General features: G+C 59.6%; 12 protein-coding genes and 1 pseudogene. 10 read left to right on the top strand and 3 right to left on the bottom strand.

All coding sequences use genetic code 11. The features are described from left to right. Nucleotides 1-63: 63 nt before the first annotated feature. From nifB to NKH29_RS18830, 7 genes are all read left to right on the top strand, one after another. Nucleotides 64-1,542 (top strand): nitrogenase cofactor biosynthesis protein NifB, encoded by a 1,479-nt coding sequence (gene nifB / locus NKH29_RS18860; protein ID WP_353000309.1) that lies wholly within the window; start codon nucleotides 64-66, stop codon nucleotides 1,540-1,542. Nucleotides 1,543-1,574: 32 nt separating this feature from the next. Beyond that, a complete protein-coding gene (locus NKH29_RS32665) occupies nucleotides 1,575-1,769 on the top strand; it encodes a 4Fe-4S dicluster domain-containing protein (RefSeq protein WP_502906622.1) in 195 nt (64 codons plus the stop codon). Nucleotides 1,770-1,868: 99 nt separating this feature from the next. Continuing rightward, nucleotides 1,869-2,189 (top strand): nitrogen fixation protein NifZ, encoded by a 321-nt coding sequence (locus NKH29_RS18850; RefSeq protein ID WP_352542072.1) that lies wholly within the window; start codon nucleotides 1,869-1,871, stop codon nucleotides 2,187-2,189. After that, nucleotides 2,186-2,398: a putative nitrogen fixation protein NifT gene (gene nifT / locus NKH29_RS18845; RefSeq protein ID WP_352542071.1), complete on the top strand. Its 213-nt coding sequence runs from the start codon at nucleotides 2,186-2,188 to the stop codon at nucleotides 2,396-2,398. Before NKH29_RS18850 ends, nifT begins: the two co-directional genes overlap by 4 nt. Before the next feature lie 37 nt (nucleotides 2,399-2,435). Next, a complete protein-coding gene (locus NKH29_RS18840; RefSeq protein WP_353000307.1) occupies nucleotides 2,436-3,341 on the top strand; it encodes an SIR2 family NAD-dependent protein deacylase in 906 nt (301 codons plus the stop codon). A 73-nt stretch (nucleotides 3,342-3,414) separates the two neighbouring features. After that, on the top strand, nucleotides 3,415-5,283 hold the full coding sequence (locus tag NKH29_RS18835; protein WP_353000305.1) for an ABC transporter ATP-binding protein: 1,869 nt from the start codon (nucleotides 3,415-3,417) through the stop codon (nucleotides 5,281-5,283). Continuing rightward, complete coding sequence (locus tag NKH29_RS18830) at nucleotides 5,283-7,178, top strand: ABC transporter ATP-binding protein (protein WP_353000303.1); 1,896 nt, start codon at nucleotides 5,283-5,285, stop codon at nucleotides 7,176-7,178. The genes NKH29_RS18835 and NKH29_RS18830 overlap by 1 nt, the downstream gene beginning before the upstream one ends. A gap of 614 nt (nucleotides 7,179-7,792) precedes the next feature. On the opposite strand, the gene NKH29_RS18825 is transcribed toward NKH29_RS18830, so the two are convergent. The 3 genes from NKH29_RS18825 to nifA form a co-directional block, all read right to left on the bottom strand. Further along, entirely contained in the window at nucleotides 7,793-8,833 is a 1,041-nt protein-coding gene (locus tag NKH29_RS18825) for an LLM class flavin-dependent oxidoreductase (protein WP_353000301.1), read from the bottom strand. Between the two features lie 91 nt (nucleotides 8,834-8,924). Beyond that, complete coding sequence (gene hisC, locus NKH29_RS18820; protein WP_353000299.1) at nucleotides 8,925-10,064, bottom strand: histidinol-phosphate transaminase; 1,140 nt, start codon at nucleotides 10,062-10,064, stop codon at nucleotides 8,925-8,927. Nucleotides 10,065-10,298: 234 nt separating this feature from the next. Next, nucleotides 10,299-12,071, bottom strand: a complete 1,773-nt coding sequence (gene nifA / locus NKH29_RS18815; protein ID WP_352853875.1) for a nif-specific transcriptional activator NifA — start codon at nucleotides 12,069-12,071, stop codon at nucleotides 10,299-10,301. 989 nt (nucleotides 12,072-13,060) lie between these two features. Here nifA and NKH29_RS18810 point away from each other — a divergent pair. The 3 genes and pseudogenes from NKH29_RS18810 to NKH29_RS32660 all read left to right on the top strand — a co-directional run. Beyond that, nucleotides 13,061-14,389, top strand: coding sequence for a dicarboxylate/amino acid:cation symporter (locus NKH29_RS18810; RefSeq protein ID WP_352506790.1), 1,329 nt, complete (start codon nucleotides 13,061-13,063; stop codon nucleotides 14,387-14,389). Nucleotides 14,390-14,691: 302 nt separating this feature from the next. Then, nucleotides 14,692-15,723, top strand: coding sequence for a LacI family DNA-binding transcriptional regulator (locus NKH29_RS18805; RefSeq protein WP_023678260.1), 1,032 nt, complete (start codon nucleotides 14,692-14,694; stop codon nucleotides 15,721-15,723). Nucleotides 15,724-16,131: 408 nt separating this feature from the next. Beyond that, a pseudogene (locus NKH29_RS32660) lies at nucleotides 16,132-16,382 on the top strand (IS1634 family transposase); the annotation flags it as partial. Between the last annotated feature and the right edge of the window lie 17 nt (nucleotides 16,383-16,399).

Below are 16,399 nucleotides of genomic sequence, written 5' to 3'. Positions count from 1 at the left end.
CTTTGAGCTGGCATAGCTCTTGCGGTTTGAACTGCGACATTCACCCAGCAACGGAGCCGTTCGATGTCCGCACCGGCAATTTCGCTTGAGAGCCTCAGCACGACATTCGGTGACCAGTTGCTTGCCACCGTGAAAGCCGGGGGCTGCGCGTCTTCGTCCTGCGGCTCGTCGATAAAGCCGGACGACACAGATCCGGCTGTCTGGGACAAGATCAAGGATCACCCCTGCTTTTCAGAAGAGGCGCATCACTATTTCGCGCGCATGCACGTCGCGGTCGCGCCCGGCTGCAATATCCAGTGCAACTACTGCAATCGCAAATATAACTGCGCCAACGAAAGCCGGCCTGGGGTGGTCTCCGAAAAGCTGACGCCCGACCAGGCGCTTCGCAAGGTGATCGCGGTCGCCAACGAGGTGCCGCAGCTTTCCGTGCTCGGCATCGCCGGACCTGGCGATGCCTGTTACGACTGGAAGAAGACGAAGGCAACGTTCGAACGAGTCGCCAGGGAAATCCCAGACATCAAGTTTTGCATCTCCACGAATGGGCTCGCGCTGCCGGACCATGTCGAGGAGCTTGCCGACATGAATGTCGATCACGTGACGATCACCATCAACATGGTCGACCCTGAGGTCGGTGCAAAGATCTATCCTTGGATCTTTTACGACCATCGCCGCTACGTCGGCATCGAAGCCGCCCGGATCCTGCACGAGCGGCAGATGTTGGGCCTGGAGATGCTGACCGCGCGCGGCATCCTCACCAAAATCAATTCGGTGATGATCCCCGGCGTGAACGATGAGCATCTGATCGAGGTGAATAGATGGGTCAAGGAGCGAGGCGCGTTCCTGCACAACCTCATGCCGCTGATTTCGGACCCGGCGCACGGCACGCACTACGGACTGAGGGGGCAACGCGGCCCAAACGCAATGGAGATGAAGGCTCTTCAGGATCGTGTCGAAGGCGGCGCCCAGTTGATGCGCCACTGCCGGCAGTGCCGGGCAGATGCCGTCGGCCTGCTCGGTGAGGATCGTGGCCAGGAATTCACAGTCGACCGGATTCCCGGCGAGGTCACCTACGATGCCAGCAATCGCAAGGCCTATCGGGAGCTGGTCGCGGAGGAGCGCCGTGATCACGTGGCGGCTAGGAGAGAAGCGATCGGATTGGTCAAGGCAGCGAGCCCCGGCAAGTCCCTTCTCTTCGCGGTGGCGACCAAGGGCGGCGGCCGCGTCAATGAACATTTCGGCCATGCCAAGGAATTCCAGGTTTACGAAGCCTCGCCGAGAGGGATCAGCTTTGTCGGGCATCGCAAGGTCGAGCAGTATTGTCTCGGCGGCTGGGGCGCAGAGGCCACCCTGGATGGCGTCATCGCTGCGCTTGAGGGCATAGATGTCGTGCTGTGCGCCAAGATCGGAGACTGCCCGCAGGATCAGCTCGCCGACGCTGGAATCCAAGCCACCGACGCATATGCCCACGACTATATCGAGACCGCAATCAGCGCGATTTACGCGGCCGCGTCTGGGACCCCCGCACTCGCGGCGACGGCCTGAGCGCGTCTCATCCATTCGGACCAGGAGTTAAAATGGCTTTCAAGATCATCGCATCCCAATGCACCCAATGCGGCGCCTGCGAATTCGAGTGTCCCTCCGGCGCGATCAAGTTCAAAGGCGAGAGCTATGTGATCGAGCCGCAAAAGTGCACCGAGTGCGACGGGGTCTTCGATGCGCAGCAATGTGCCTCGGTATGCCCGGTGCCGAAGACCTGCGTTCCTGCGTGACGAACATTGGGCTGCCGACATGGTCGGGGATGCCTTCGCAGGACGCCTGGAACGCCTTTGTTCACAATCTGCAGCCTCAAGAGAAATCAGGGAACGGACATGTCGCTCGGACGCGAAGAGGAGGTCGAAATCCGCAGGCCTCCACGATTTATGCCGGGAGAGCGGGTACGTGCCACTCGCCACATAAAAAATGACGGGACCTATCCTGGCAGGGAGATCGGCGAAAATCTCGTGCGGAAGGGCGACGAGGGATATGTGCGCGACATTGGCACCTTTCTCCAGCAGTTCTTCATCTATGCGGTCGAATGGGTCGACCGTGGCACGGTCGTCGGCATGCGAGCGCGTGAACTGATGAGCCTCGACAAAGCCGAGGCGCCCTGCAGTGCTGAAAGCAATACCAATGAAGGGACGGCCAGATGAAAGTCATGATCCGCAGGACGGAGGCTGGCTTGTCGGCGTATGTCCCGAAGAAGGACCTCGAAGAGCCGATCATCAAGCTCGAGAAGGAAGAGTTGTGGGGCGGAACTGTGACGCTCAGGAACGGGTGGCGGCTCCTCCTACCCGATCTTCCACGGGATACGCGTCTGCCGATCACCGTCGAGGCAAGGAAGGTTTCCGAACAGGACTGATGCTGCCCCTTGATAGGTGCGTCGCGAGGAAACGAGCATGAACACGATCCTGACATCGGGCCACCTGGTCATCGTGCGGGACAGTTTTGCCGAAAAGCTGCTTGACCTGGCGAAGGAAGCGCTCGCCGCCGATGAGGTGATCCCCTATCTCGGTCCGGGTCTTCTTGGGTTCAACTGTGCGGAACCGCCTGTGCCACATACGCCGGAGGTCGTTGCCGCGGCACTCAATGCACGGGCGCCAGCCCCTTCCAGGATCCGCACCAATATGTGGTCGGTTGCGCAGTTCATCGAACAGCGCCGGCATCGCCGGACGCTTCAAGCTTGGATGACCGACATATTCGCAGCGCCGGTGGCGCCGACCCTCCTCCACGCCTGGCTCGCAAGGCTGCCGCTCTCCCTCATCGTCGACAGCTGGTACGACGGCGCGATGCGCACGGCTCTCGTAGAGACCGGCCGAACGGACGTCGTTGAGATACAAGGCGTCACGCGGGCGAACGAAATCGGTAACATTTGGACGAAAACCTACGATTTGTCCGGGAGGGAACTCGACCCCCGATCGGGGGCAAAGACGGTTCTCTATACACCTCACGGGAGTATTAGGCCGGCGCAAAACTTTCTCGTCGCAGATTCCGACTATGTCGAAGTCCTGACCGAAATCGATATCCAGACACCGATCCCAGACGTGGTGAAGGAACGGCGCATCACCCGCGGATTTTTCTTCGTTGGCTGCCGCTTCAACGATCAGATGCTGCGCACCTACGCCAGGCAGATCATGAAGCGCTCCCGAGGTCCACATTGCGCGGTAATGGACGCGGAAACGCTGACCAGAAACGAATCGCGTTTCCTTGCGGCAAGCGGAATCACGGTGATCGACATGCCAGTAAGTGAAGCCGCGGCTCGGCTTATAGGAACGGGTACTGCTGCAGGTGGTGGACAGGATTAACAATGGCGGGCCCCTTTGATGATTGGTCCTTCGGCTTGCCTCGAAGGCGCAAAATGCAGTCGGGAATACACCCGTGAGCAGTGATGCTATCGACAGCGCAACGAACGCTCTGAATTCGTTGACCGATGTGGAAGCGACGCGCTGGGGCCGGGATTTGAGTACGCTGTTGCGCATCACGCGTATGAATTTGCGGCATCCCTGGCAGGTCGCCTTCGCTATGGGCTCGACGATCATGGCGGCAATCCTCCAGTTGCTCATTCCCCAGCTTCTCGGCCGGGCTGTCGACCAGACCCAGACAGCCATTGGGGGCGGTGTCGCGGGGACCGCGGCAGGACAAGCGCTCTGGACCCCGGCTCTCCTGCTGCTCGCCGTCAGCGCGCTACGCGGCCTTTTCACGATGGCGCAGAACTATTTTGCCGAAGCCGTCGGGCATCATGTCGCGTACGAACTGCGGCTCGCCTACTACGACAAGATCCAGCGTCTCAGCTTTTCCTTTCACGACCGGGTCCATTCAGGCGATCTGATCACCATCGGAATGCTCGATCTCCAAGGCGTGCGGATGTATTTTTCCACCGCGCTCATTCGCGTGCTCCTGCTCACCATGCTGATCGGGATCGGCGCCTACATGATGATCTCGACCGATCCCATGCTCGGCCTGGTCGCGCTGAGCTTCGTGCCTTTTGTCGCCTGGCGCTCATCGGCCACACAGCTTAGGCTGCGCGCCACCTGGCTCGACCTGCATGAGCGGCTTTCAGTACTAAGCCGCGTGATGGAGGAAAATCTCGCAGGCATGCGCGTGGTCCGCGCTTTTGCGGCTCAAGCCTATGAGATGCTGAAGTTCGACGGCGCTTCCAAGAACGCGCTCGACCTCGCCCACGACCGAGTTGACATCTACGTGCCCAGCACGTCGGCGATGACCTTGTCCTTCTTTTTCGCAATGGGATTGGTGCTCTGGATCGGTGGCAGCAGGCTCGTCGCTGGCGAGATCAGCGTCGGAACGGTGGCGACCTTCCTGACCTTCATGACAATCCTGCAAATGCCAGTCCGCCAGATCGGCCTCATGGTCAATGCCTTTGCCCGCGCTTCTAGCTGCGGTTCGCGGCTTTTCGGTCTCCTCGACCAGGAGATCACAATCAGGGATGCTCTCGAGGCCAGACCGCTCGAGATAAGCGACGGCACTCTGCGCTTCCACAATGTCTCGTTTGCGTACCCCAGCGCCGAAAACTGCGCCATTCTGAAGAACCTCAGCTTTGAGGCCCGTAGAGGCGAGACGATCGCGATCGTCGGTCCGCCGGGTTCGGGCAAATCGACGATGGCTCATCTGGTCCCCCGCTTTTACGACGTGACCGGTGGCGCCATCACGCTGGACGGCCAGGACATACGTAATGTCACCCTCGCGACGCTTCGCAAGGCGGTCGCCGTCGTACAGCAGGATGCATTCCTATTCACCACCACGATCGAGAACAACATCGCTTATGGCGATCCCTGGGCGAAGAGACAGCAAATAGAACGCGCTGGCGAATTCGCCCAGCTCCACAACTACATCCTCGGGCTCCCAGCAGGCTACGAGACGGTCGTGGGCGAACGCGGCGTCTCTCTCTCTGGCGGCCAGCGCCAGCGTCTCACGATTGCTCGCACCATGATGCTGCGCCCCTCCGTCGTCGTTTTCGACGACTCAACGGCGGCGATCGATGCCGGCACCGAGCAGCGCATCCGCGCGGCGATGCGGCGCTTCGCCAAGGATCGGGTGACGATCATCATCGCGCACCGGCTGAGTGCGCTTATGCACGCCGATCAGATCCTTTTTGTCGATAACGGCGAAATCGTAGAACGCGGCACGCATCAAGAGCTTTTGGCGAAGCGGGGACGCTACAAGGCCCTTTACGATCTCCAGACGCGCCCGGGTGATGACATTATGACCCAGTATGGGGGCGCCCGCTGATGGCGCAGGGCCGCGCCGGCGAACTCGAAGCCGAACGTGACGACGGCAGACGCCCTCCGCGCGCCGTTGTCGGCTCGCACCGCATCGAGGAGGAGATGTTCGGCCGGGCTTTCGACAAGAGCATCCTCCGGCGCATCTGGACCTTCGTCCGTCCCTATCGGGCCAGGGTAGTCATCACCATTGCAGCAATGCTGATCTTCACCGGGACGCAGCTTCTCATCCCGTTGATCATCCGCTACGCGATCGACCAGGGCATGAACCCTGCAAGGACCGATCGCTCAGCCCAGCTTGCGGCCGTCGGCGCGTTCGTTTTGGCGATTTTGGTCAATTTCGCTGCCGGCTACATGCAGGAAACCGTGGTTGGGAAAGTGGCCGAAACTGTCCTGTTCGACATCCGCCGCGCCATGTTTGGCCATCTGCAGAAGGTTTCGCTCTCCTTCATGGACAAGACCGAGGTCGGACGCCTCATGTCGCGCCTGCAAGGCGACGTCAACTCCATACAGGAATTCCTCGAAACCTCGGTATATTCCGTAGGCGATGTTGCGCTTCTCTTCGGCATCGTTTTCGTAATGCTGTGGCTCGACTTCCGCCTCGGCCTCCTGACGCTCTCGGTTCTGCCGGTCCTGGTGATCGTCCGCATTGTCTGGCTGCCGCGTGCCCGCGCCGCCTTCATGGCTGCACACGAGACTAATTCCGTCGTCAACGGCGCGCTGGCCGAAGCCATTCACGGCGTGCGCACCGTCCAGTCCATGGACCGCCAGCAGGTGAATTTCATCCTTTTTGACGACAAGGCCCATGCCAACCTCAGGACCCACCTGATCGCTGCCAAATATGCACTGGTCATGGTGCCTATCGTCGATGGCCTCACCGGCCTCGCCATGGCCGCCGTTATTGTGGTCGGCGGCTCGATGGTCATGAATGGCCGAATAGATGTGGGCGTATTGGTTGCCTACCTATTTTACATCCAGCGCTTCTTTGACCCGATCCGCTCACTCACCCTGCAATATTCGGTCATGCAGCGCGCCATGGCCTCAGGCAAGCGCCTGACCGATGTGCTCGACGTCAAGATCGATGTTCAGGACAAACCCAATGCCGAGGTGCTTTCGCCCGAAATGGACGGCTCGGTCGAGTTCAGGGACGTCACCTTCGGCTACAATCCGAACCATTCGGTGCTGAAAAATGTCTCCTTCCGGGTCAATCCCGGCGAGACGGTCGCACTGGTCGGGCCGAGCGGTTCTGGCAAATCGAGCGCGATGGCCCTGGTCCACCGCTTCTATGATGTTCAGCAGGGCCAAGTGCTGGTCGGCGGACATGATGTGCGCGATCTCACCCAGGAATCGCTCGGCCGCCAGGTCGCCATGGTGCTGCAGGAGCCGTTCCTGTTCACCGGGACGGTCTTCGAGAACATTCGATACCACAAGACGGAAGCCACGCGCGACAAGGTGATCGAGGCGGCCAAGGCGGTCGGCGCCCACGACTTCATCATGAGCCTCGCCGATGGGTATGAGACCCAACTTGGCGAACGCGGCGACAACTTATCTCTAGGCCAGCGCCAGCTTATCAGTTTCGCCCGCGCCCTCGTCGCCGACGCCAAGATCCTCGTGCTCGACGAAGCTACCGCCAACATCGACAGCTACACGGAAATGCAGATTCAGAAGGCTCTGATAAAGCTGCTTGAAGGCCGCACTGGCCTCGTGATCGCCCACCGTCTTGCCACGACCCGGGGTGCCAACCGCATCATCGTGCTTCAGAATGGCCAAGTTATTGCGACTGGCAACCACGATCAGCTAATAGCTATGGGGGGCCTGTATTCCAAACTCTACAATCTCAACTACGCCTCCTTCGACGATATTCCCGAACACGATACGACCGTACAAGCCGGCTCCCAGACCTGACGTCTTGGCGGCCTTGTGGTACTGGCATTGACTTCGGGCGTGCCGGCGGACACTCAGGCCGCCGCAGACGAGGAAGCAGGCAGCATTCATGCAAAGCACTCGCGCAGATCGTGAAGACCGGCTGCGAACGATTTCCTCCAGCATCGTTATGCGACCGCGGTGCACCCCGCGACATCGGGCGAACTCGCTCCAGGTGGTGTCGCTCGGCGTAGCAAAGCCGCTCGCGAGCGCGCCCTCAACAGCGCCGTAGCGAGTGACGGCTTTGCTACCGCCGAGCCGCTGATGAAGCTGGATCTGGGCGCCGCACCGGCGCCGCCCCGGGCCAGAAGAACCTCTGCGGCGGGCTATGTGCAACGACTAGCGCGAGCGCGACGAGCAGACGCGTGCCGGCACCGTGACGCGCTCGGCCATCATCTCCTTAGGATGGCGCAGGTTCACACGATGGCCCAGACGCCAGCCAACGCACAAACCTGGTAATCTGTGCCGCCGGCTCGTCGTCAGTTTGGCCTCCCTCCCGATTGCCCGTCCCCACCACGTGCACGCTCGAGCACGTGGATGTGAGGGAGCGCTGTTACTACGAGTTTAACCTTCAGATCAGACCGCGAATTTCACGGTCAGACAAGTCGAGCCATGATTTCGGATTGAATGGTCGTCGCGGTGTACAGGGAAGCATCTAGCGGCAGATTTCCAAATGCCAGTTGACAAAGCAGGTAGTTGGCACCTGCCTCTTCCAACTGATCTAACAGAGCTTCTCGCACAGATTCTGCTGATCCTACCACACACAATTCACGCTCTATTGCCGCATCGAAGGTCAGCGGCAGGTTGGGTGGAGTGGGGATAGCGTTAAGCTCGTAAAGGAATTGGAAGCTCTTGAGCCATCGATCGTAAGCAGGTGCCGCGATCGAATACGCGTCTGTTTCAGAACGCCCAATCACCACCATTCGGAGCAATCCAATAAATGGCGCTCGATCGCCCGTGTCAGTGTTGTCCTCTCGATAGGCGCGGAACGCATCAGTAGTTTTGCGAACAGAAGAGGAAGGTCCTACACACGCGATATTTGCTCCATTCGCAGCGGCCCAGGCTGCGGACTCGGGTCGATTGGCGGCGACCCATGTCGGCGGATGTGGGCGCTGATGAGGTCTTAGCGTCAAAGGAACGTCATTGAGCTCAAAATGGCGGCCTTGATAGCACAGCGTGCCAACCTTCATGGCATTAACAAGTATTTCAACAAGAATTTCGCTGGCTTCCGCATAGCGGCCCGGCACCGCGTCCGCACCAATCCCGAAGTAACCCAATTCGATCGGGAGAGCACCGCGCCCTATGCCCAGTTCGAGCCTGCCACCGCTCAACTGGTCCAGCATACAGATCTCTTCGAACGCACGCAGCGGATGATAAAGCGCAAGCAGCATCACCAAGGGTCCGAGACGCAGGCGCCGGGTGCGCTGGGCGACGCTCGATAAGAACAGATTCGGCGATGGACCTCTCCCATGGGGGGTACAGTGGTGCTCTGCGAGATGATAGGCATAGAACCCTAGCTGATCGCACGCCTCTGCTAATATCAGGCGATCTTCGTACTGCCGGGCGATATCGAGGCGGTCCTCGTCCAGATGATCGAAGATGCCGAAGGCTAGGTTTGAAGGAAAGACGTTTGTCACTCGATATTGTCCCCGATTTTAAAGAAAAATGTTGTCGTGCTTGGGTGACCAAGCAAGTCGAAAGATAGCAGTGTGTGATCTCGGATTAGCGTCAGCGTACCGAACGAGCAGAGCCTGACGCTCCCCTGCCCGTGGTGCTTGGTATGTTTAAGCTTCCAACTATATCGCGAGCGGCAGCAAGAAATGCATCCAATTGCTCTTTTGTGCCGATGCTGACGCGGATGCAATGTTCCAAACCATTGTCCGGAAAGTAGGCAACGAGTATCTTTTGCCTTTCCAAGGCTGCTTGCCACCATGAGCCGTCCTGTCCCGCTGGCACACGGGCTAGCAAGAAATTTGCGTGGGAGGGCGTTACGGAAAATCCAAGTTGCGACAGTGCGGCTGTCACTCGCTGTCGTTCATGTCTGATGTGCTTGTGGTTCTCTGCGTAGGCGCCGCGATGCGCAAGCACGCTGATACCAACCGCATGCCCGATCACGTTCATGTTGAAGACGTTCTGGATGTTGCGCAGCCTGCCAATAATCTCAGGGTGACCGAAACCGAAACCGACGCGAATGCCGGCGGCGGCATAGCTCTTCGAAAATGTTCTCAAGATCAGAAGGTTCGAATAACGGTTGATGAGGCGCAGCCCGTGATCGGGTGCAAAGTCGACATAGGCCTCATCAAGGACGACCAGGCGATCCGATTGTGCCACGAGGCGTTCGATATTGCTTATCGAGAGGAATGTTCCGGTCGGATTGTTTGGATTGGCCACCAGAATGAACTTGGCGTCTTTTGCCGGACCGGAAAGCAATTGCTCGATTGGCAGCGAATGAGTTTGACATCCGATCTCGAGAAACTCAGCACCATGCAACATGGCAAGTTTGCGGTTGAACGAAAACCCTGGCGATATCATCGCCACCTTGTCGCCAGGGGCGAGGAAAGCTCTGTAGATGAGTCCGAGCAGTTCAGACGACCCGTTGCCTGCGATGACCTGATCCGTGGATACGCCATAGGTATTGGACGCTGCTTCCCTCAAGCTGATGTTATCGTCCTCCGGATACAGATACTGGCGATTGAGGGCCGCCACTGCACTTTGCATTATGATTGGCGGCAACGGAAACGGGTTCTCATTCGTATTCAGCTTGACAAAACTTCTGTCCGGCGCTGGTCCGTTGGACGGCAGAGCATCTAACTGTCGCGTCCCTTGCGGAAGAGACGAAAGCACAGCTTGCAGTTTTGCATCGGACATATTTTATCTCCGTTTCAGTCGCACAGGGGCATCCGTATGAGCTCGCAACGAGAGCAACATGGCGGACGGATTGACGATGGCAGCGTCGCCTTTCACAAGATGGTCGCAACGCCGGCTGCCACGGGAATTCGGCCAGGCTGTCCTCGGTCGGATCGACTTGACGCGGACGCGGATCTGCATCCCTGCGCGGGCCAAGCCGCTAAGCGGCTCAGCTAATCCGCCTGAGTCATGCTTTCACAGACGCTTGACCTCGATGCCGTATTTCCTCAGCACGTAGCCAATCTGGCGCGGGGTCAGTCCAAGCAGGCGCGCCGCCTTTGCCTGCACCCAGCCACATCTTTCCATGGCAGCAATGACGCGCTCGGCGTCGGTGGTCCTCGCGCCCAATGAGTGGGTTGCTCCGGCAGGCGGGACTGTGGTGGCGGCCGAACGAGCGGCCGCATCCGGCGGCGTGGCCGGATTCACTGCCTCTGGGAGGATTGGCGCTGGTTGCAGCGCGGCCTTGCCCGATCTGCTCTTCCGCAGCGCCTCGGCAAAGCATTGGTCGTGGGAGCACGCAAAGTCGTTTCTCCCGATTGATCGTCCCTCCGCCAGGATCGCTGTCCGGTGCACGCAATTTTCAAGCTCGCGAATGTTGCCGGGAAATTCACATTTCATCAGTACTTCAATCGCACGCGCATCGAAGGTCAGCGTACGGCCGTTCTCATCGTTGAAATTCTTGAGAAACTCAGCTGCGAGGAGCGGAATATCGCTGCGCCTTTGGCGTAATGCCGGCACCAGCAAGGGAACCACGTTGATGCGATAATATAGGTCGGCGCGGAACTCATTCCTTGCAACCGCCTCTTCAAGGTTCCTGTTCGTGGCGGCAATCACGCGAACGTCGACCTTGATGGTCTGGTTGCTGCCGACGCGCTCAAACTCCTGCTCCTGCAGCACGCGCAGTAGCTTTGCCTGGAAGGAGGCCGAGATCTCGCCGATCTCATCCAGAAACAACGTCCCCTTGTCGGCGAGCTCAAAGCGACCCTTGCGGGAATTGAACGCGCTTGTGAAGGCACCCTTCTCATGACCGAACAATTCGGATTCCAGGACTGTCTCTGGCAGCGCTGCACAATTGAGTTTGATGAAGGGCCGCTTGGCGCGCGGCGACAACTCGTGAATTGCCTTGGCGACCAGCTCCTTCCCGGTACCGGATTCGCCTCGCAACAGGACCGTGGTCTTTGCCTTAGCTACCACTGCGATCTTCTCGAGCAGTGCGCTTAGCGCCGGACTATCGCCAATCATCCCCTTGACGTGAACCTTCTTGCGCTGCGGTGCAGGGTGCTTGACATCAGAGAATTGCGTTTGCAGCCCATCTTCCACCTCCGTCGGTCGTTCGCGGTCGCCCGCGGAGAAGCGGTGCAACTTGACTGTCTGTCCCACCATGTTGGCTATCATGGTGAGCAGCCGGACATCATAATCGAGCCGATACGTTGACCTGCTGTCCAAGGCGCGGTCGATAGTCAGCGTGCCTACGGCGTTCCCATCAACACGAATGGGAACGCCGATGAAGGACACGGTGTCGGAGGCCCCAAGCACCTCTATGTCAGCGGCAGTGAAGGCCGAATGCACCGCTATGTTCTCGGCGACGAGCGGCGTGTCCGTCGTCACAATCAGATCGATTGCCTTGCGCGGCAGGCGCATCCGGGAGCGCTCATCGCTGTTCTCGTCGCAGCCGGTGACTACGGTGATGTCCAGTACGCCCTCAGCGTCGAAGAGAGCGATGATGCCGTGCCGCATCTGCACAAACGAGGGCAGGAGATCGACGACCTTGGCCAACGTGACTTCGAGCCGGGCGGGGTCGGTGAGTACTTTCGATATTTCGAAGATGCCGGTAAGCGCGTGCTCGTGCGATGGCACAAAAGGGACCGCGGTGTTCATCTCGGACTTTGGGTAAGCCCTTTTCGCATCCGGAAGCGAAATGCGGCACTCGCTGGCATTTTGTTCTGATTTGGGAATGTTGTGGTGCATATGATCCTCGATCTCGCGCCATGAAATGCATGCCGGCGGCATGTGCGCCCGCGACGTCGCGGGCAAGCGCGAAAATGCTCTGACGTGAACTCGTGCCACCGCCGTGTGGTCGAGTGCAAAGCGGGTCGACCCCTGACGCATCGCTTGGCTCTCCCTCCACGAAGCTTGGCCACGTTCTCGGCTTGCACGGGGGCAACCACACGTTGATTTTCAAAAGACTGGAGCGAGGCGGGATAGTCAATCGAGCTTTCTTTCATTCGTGAAAGGAAACCTCGCGGCCTATGATAGAATTCATCAGTTCTAATTTTTTCGGCGATGTTGAACGACAGAAATACGGCGCCGGCGATGCGGTGCCCGAGCGGCTGACCGCGCCGAGTTGCCGGGCCGTGCCAGTCACCAGCGCCTGCGAACCAGGGGCGGGAGCGATAATCACTGCCGACGACACTGGTCGGTCGCGGCAACCGCCATTTCCTCGATATTGATGACGCAGATAAGGCGGCGGCGTCGCGTGTGAAGGCGCGAAGGTGGCGGTCGAGCGCGGCTTTCTCGGCGGTGCTCGGAACTTCTGAACCGCATCGTCGCGGTCAGCACCAGCGGCGTCAATCCCTACGTCTCGACGTCGCTTTCAAGCTGTCGCTGCAGCGGGAGCGCGGCAAAGAACACGGCAATTCTGCGCCAGCGATGCGGCCCTTCCCAAAGTCGGCAAACCGAGGAGCCCGCCACGATGTGCAGCAAAACCGCAAGCCAGAGAGATCGACCGGCAATAGCTGGAGAACATCAAGCGCGTGCTGGACGGCGGCCTTGTCATTCCCGTCTTGTGCCACCGCATTCATCCCATCATTGGCGAGCCTAACGTCAGTTCAGGTCATGCGGATCCATTTGGCATGGGTATTGCGGCGGCGTTGGTGCAGCGTTCGACCGGAGCGCCGCGATAGGGAGAAGCCCGGGAGAAGTCACGCCACCTCGATCCGGTCAGGGAGAGAGAAACAGTGTCAGCTGCACAAGTCCGCGGCGCGAGTCCCGCGCCCCGCAAACCCTTCTATGCCAAGCTTTACGCGCAGGTGCTTGCCGCCATCGCCCTAGGCGTCGCAATTGGCTATTTCTATCCGGGGACCGGCGAGAGCCTGAAGCCGCTGGGTGATGCCTTCATCAAGCTGGTCAAGATGATCATCGCGCCTGTCATCTTCCTGACAATTGCGACCGGCATTGCCGGCATGAACGATCTTCACAAGGTCGGCCGGGTCGCCGGCAAGGCAATGGTCTATTTCCTCACCTTCTCGACGCTCGCGCTGATCGTCGGCCTGATCGTCGCCAATGTCGTCCAGCCTGGCGCCGGCCTCAACATCGATCCGGCCTCGCTCGATGTCCAGGCCGTGAATACCTATGCCGCAAAGGCCCACGAGCAGTCGGTCACCGGCTTCCTGATGAACATCATCCCGCCAACGATTGTCGGTGCCTTCGCGGAAGGCGACATCCTGCAGGTGCTGTTCTTCTCGGTTCTGTTCGGCATGGCGCTCGCGATGGCCGGAGAGACGGGCAAGCCTGTCGTTTCCTTCCTTCAGGCGCTCATCGCGCCTGTCTTCAAGCTCGTCGGCATTCTGATGAAAGCCGCGCCGATCGGCGCTTTCGGCGCAATGGCCTTCACCATCGGTAGATATGGCATCGGTTCGGTCGTCAACCTCGCGATGCTGGTCGCGACGTTTTATTTCACCGCCTTCCTCTTCGTGTTCGGGGTTCTCGGCGCGGTCTGTCGCTACAACGGCTTTTCGATCTTTTCTCTCATTCGCTACATCAAGGAAGAGCTGCTGCTTGTGCTCGCAACGTCCTCCTCGGAGGCCGCGCTCCCCTCGCTCATGCAGAAGATGGAGAAGGCGGGCGCCAGGCGTTCGGTTGTGGGTCTCGTCATCCCGGCCGGATATTCGTTCAATCTGGACGGCACGAATATCTACATGACCCTGGCGGCCCTCTTCATCGCGCAGGCGACGAACACGGACCTGTCAATCGGCGATCAGGTGCTGCTGCTGCTCGTTGCGATGCTTTCCTCCAAGGGCGCTGCAGGTGTGACAGGTGCGGGCTTCATCACCCTGGCTGCTACGCTCGCCGTAGTTCCGAGTGTTCCCGTTGCTGGGATGGCCCTGATACTCGGCATCGACCGCTTCATGTCCGAATGCCGGGCGTTGACTAATTGCGTTGGTAACGCAGTGGCATCCCTCGTCGTCGCCCGCTGGGAAGGAGAATTGGACCGAGCGCAGATGAAAGCCGCCTTCTGCGGTCATCAGCTTGCCGAGGCATCAAATCGGCTATCCTCCGCCGAGTAAGGGCGACGCACCGCGACCGGTTTCGCCAAGCTGGTCACATGACCTGAACGACCGACTCGCAGGCTCTAAACGGCGCCTCACGGACCATGTATCAGAAGCGCTAAATGTGTGAGTGCAAATCGTCGCCGCCCTAAGCGAATGAACCTTCCGTTATACCCGGCCGGTCTACGTCTGGAGTAGTCCAATACGCTGTCGATCATTCAGTATGCGGGCGTCTTCACTTTGCCCACCCGAAACCATTGTCGAATCGCGCTAGGTGACAGAGAGCCAGCCTGCGTCAAAAACCAATCAGAATAGGACCCATGACCAAGCGCCCCACAATTGCCGATCTCGCCCGCGAAGCCCGAGTCAGCGTAGCAACGGTCGATCGGGTTCTGAACGCCCGCCATCCGGTGCGCGAGGAGACCGCGCGGCGGGTCCACGACGCCGCCCACGCGATCGGCTATCATGCTGCCGGGCTCATCAAGCAGCGCTTGCGGCGAGACCTACCGTGCTACCGTCTGGGCTTCATCTTGAGAAAACCGGCCCAGCATTTCTACCAAGACTTTGCGCGCGAGGTCGAAGCGTCGGTCAATTTGGCCCAGTCCTTCCACGGCATTCCGCTCATCCAATTCGCCCCGTCACATATGCCGAGCGACCTAATCGCACCGCTCAAGGATTTGGGCGCACGCTGCCATGCGATCGCGATGGTGGCACCGGACCACCCAAAAATTACAGCAGCGGTTGAGGACCTCAAGGCCAAAGGCATTCCGGTTTTCTCGCTGCTTTCCGACTTCGCCGCCGGCGTGCGACAGGGCTATATCGGCCTCAACAACCGCAAGGTGGGGCGCACGGCCGCTTGGATGGTGTCCAAGGTCGCAAAACGGCCCGGCAAGGTGGCGGTGTTTGTCGGTAGCCATCGTTTCCAGGGGCACGAGCTCCGTGACGTCGGCTTTCGCTCCTATTGCCGTGAGAACGCGCCGACGTTCGAGGTGCTCGATCCGCTTGTGAACCTGGAGAAACGGCAGGTCACCTACGAGGCAACGCTTGATCTCATGCAGCGGGAACCCGAGCTCGTCGGCTTCTATGTCGCCGGGGGCGGCATGGAGGGCGCCATCTCCGCGGTCCGGGAAGAGGGTAAAAGTCGCGATCTCGTCGCGATCGTGAATGAAATCACGCCGGAATCTCGGGCGGCACTCGCTGATAACATCATCACGATGGCGGTCGCCACGCCAATGCGCCGGCTTTCCCAGGAGCTGATAACGCTGATGACGCGGGCTATCGAGACCGGCACTGCTGAAACACCAGGACAGACATTTCTGCCGTTCGACATCCATCTGCCGGAAAATATATGAAGCTGATGGATTCTATCGTAAGCGGGGAGTTTCCTTTCATAAATGAGAGAAAGTTGATTGATGATCCGATCCACGCGGGGTAGCCGCACCCCACAGGCCTCAGCCGCGGCCCAGGATGAAGCGCCAATTGGGTGAACGGATCGGCCGCGCGTTCAGGCGGAAGCGCGAGGTAAATTCCCTACATCCGCAGCGTCGACCTCGACCGGCTTCATTGCCAACATCTCGACGTTGTCGGTGCAGGGCGGTGTCGTCAAGGATGCCTCACGCCAGTAGCCGAGCGAGGCCGGCACAGTCCATTGGGATCGACCTCGTCGACCGCCATCTCCTCGCCTGGCCGCGCGTGAAAAGCCGCGGCAAGGCCGGCAAAGTTGGCATTTGAATGGGGCTAGACATCTTCTGGGACTTCGCACGCGAAATCGGAGGCGGCAGTCAACTCAGCACCAACCCGGGCATGTGTTCTGCTCGTTCCTGGCCCTCATACTCAGCAAGGAACTGCGCCGCTCTGCCCCGAATGGCAACCGCTCCTCCGCGACCGCCTCCAGGAGCCACCATCGAAAAGGATGGTCGCGTCGTCACCACCACGTCACGGCAAAAGTGGGCAACGTCTTGAAGGCAGCTGGCATCGCTCTGCGACACACCTCGACAAACAACTCGCCTGAGATCACCCCCAAAAAGG

The organism is Mesorhizobium sp. M1295 (genome assembly GCF_040318135.1).
Classification (GTDB): Bacteria; Pseudomonadota; Alphaproteobacteria; order Rhizobiales; family Rhizobiaceae; genus Mesorhizobium.
This window is presented reverse-complemented; position numbering and strand designations above follow the sequence as displayed.

Coding starts and splice junctions, on each gene's coding strand:
- nifB (WP_353000309.1), top strand. CDS start 64: ATGTCCGCACCGGCAATTTCGCTTGAGAGCCTCAGCACGACATTCGGT.
- NKH29_RS32665 (WP_502906622.1), top strand. CDS start 1,575: ATGGCTTTCAAGATCATCGCATCCCAATGCACCCAATGCGGCGCCTGC.
- NKH29_RS18850 (WP_352542072.1), top strand. CDS start 1,869: ATGTCGCTCGGACGCGAAGAGGAGGTCGAAATCCGCAGGCCTCCACGA.
- nifT (WP_352542071.1), top strand. CDS start 2,186: ATGAAAGTCATGATCCGCAGGACGGAGGCTGGCTTGTCGGCGTATGTC.
- NKH29_RS18840 (WP_353000307.1), top strand. CDS start 2,436: ATGAACACGATCCTGACATCGGGCCACCTGGTCATCGTGCGGGACAGT.
- NKH29_RS18830 (WP_353000303.1), top strand. CDS start 5,283: ATGGCGCAGGGCCGCGCCGGCGAACTCGAAGCCGAACGTGACGACGGC.
- hisC (WP_353000299.1), bottom strand. CDS start 10,064: ATGTCCGATGCAAAACTGCAAGCTGTGCTTTCGTCTCTTCCGCAAGGG.
- nifA (WP_352853875.1), bottom strand. CDS start 12,071: ATGCACCACAACATTCCCAAATCAGAACAAAATGCCAGCGAGTGCCGC.
- NKH29_RS18805 (WP_023678260.1), top strand. CDS start 14,692: ATGACCAAGCGCCCCACAATTGCCGATCTCGCCCGCGAAGCCCGAGTC.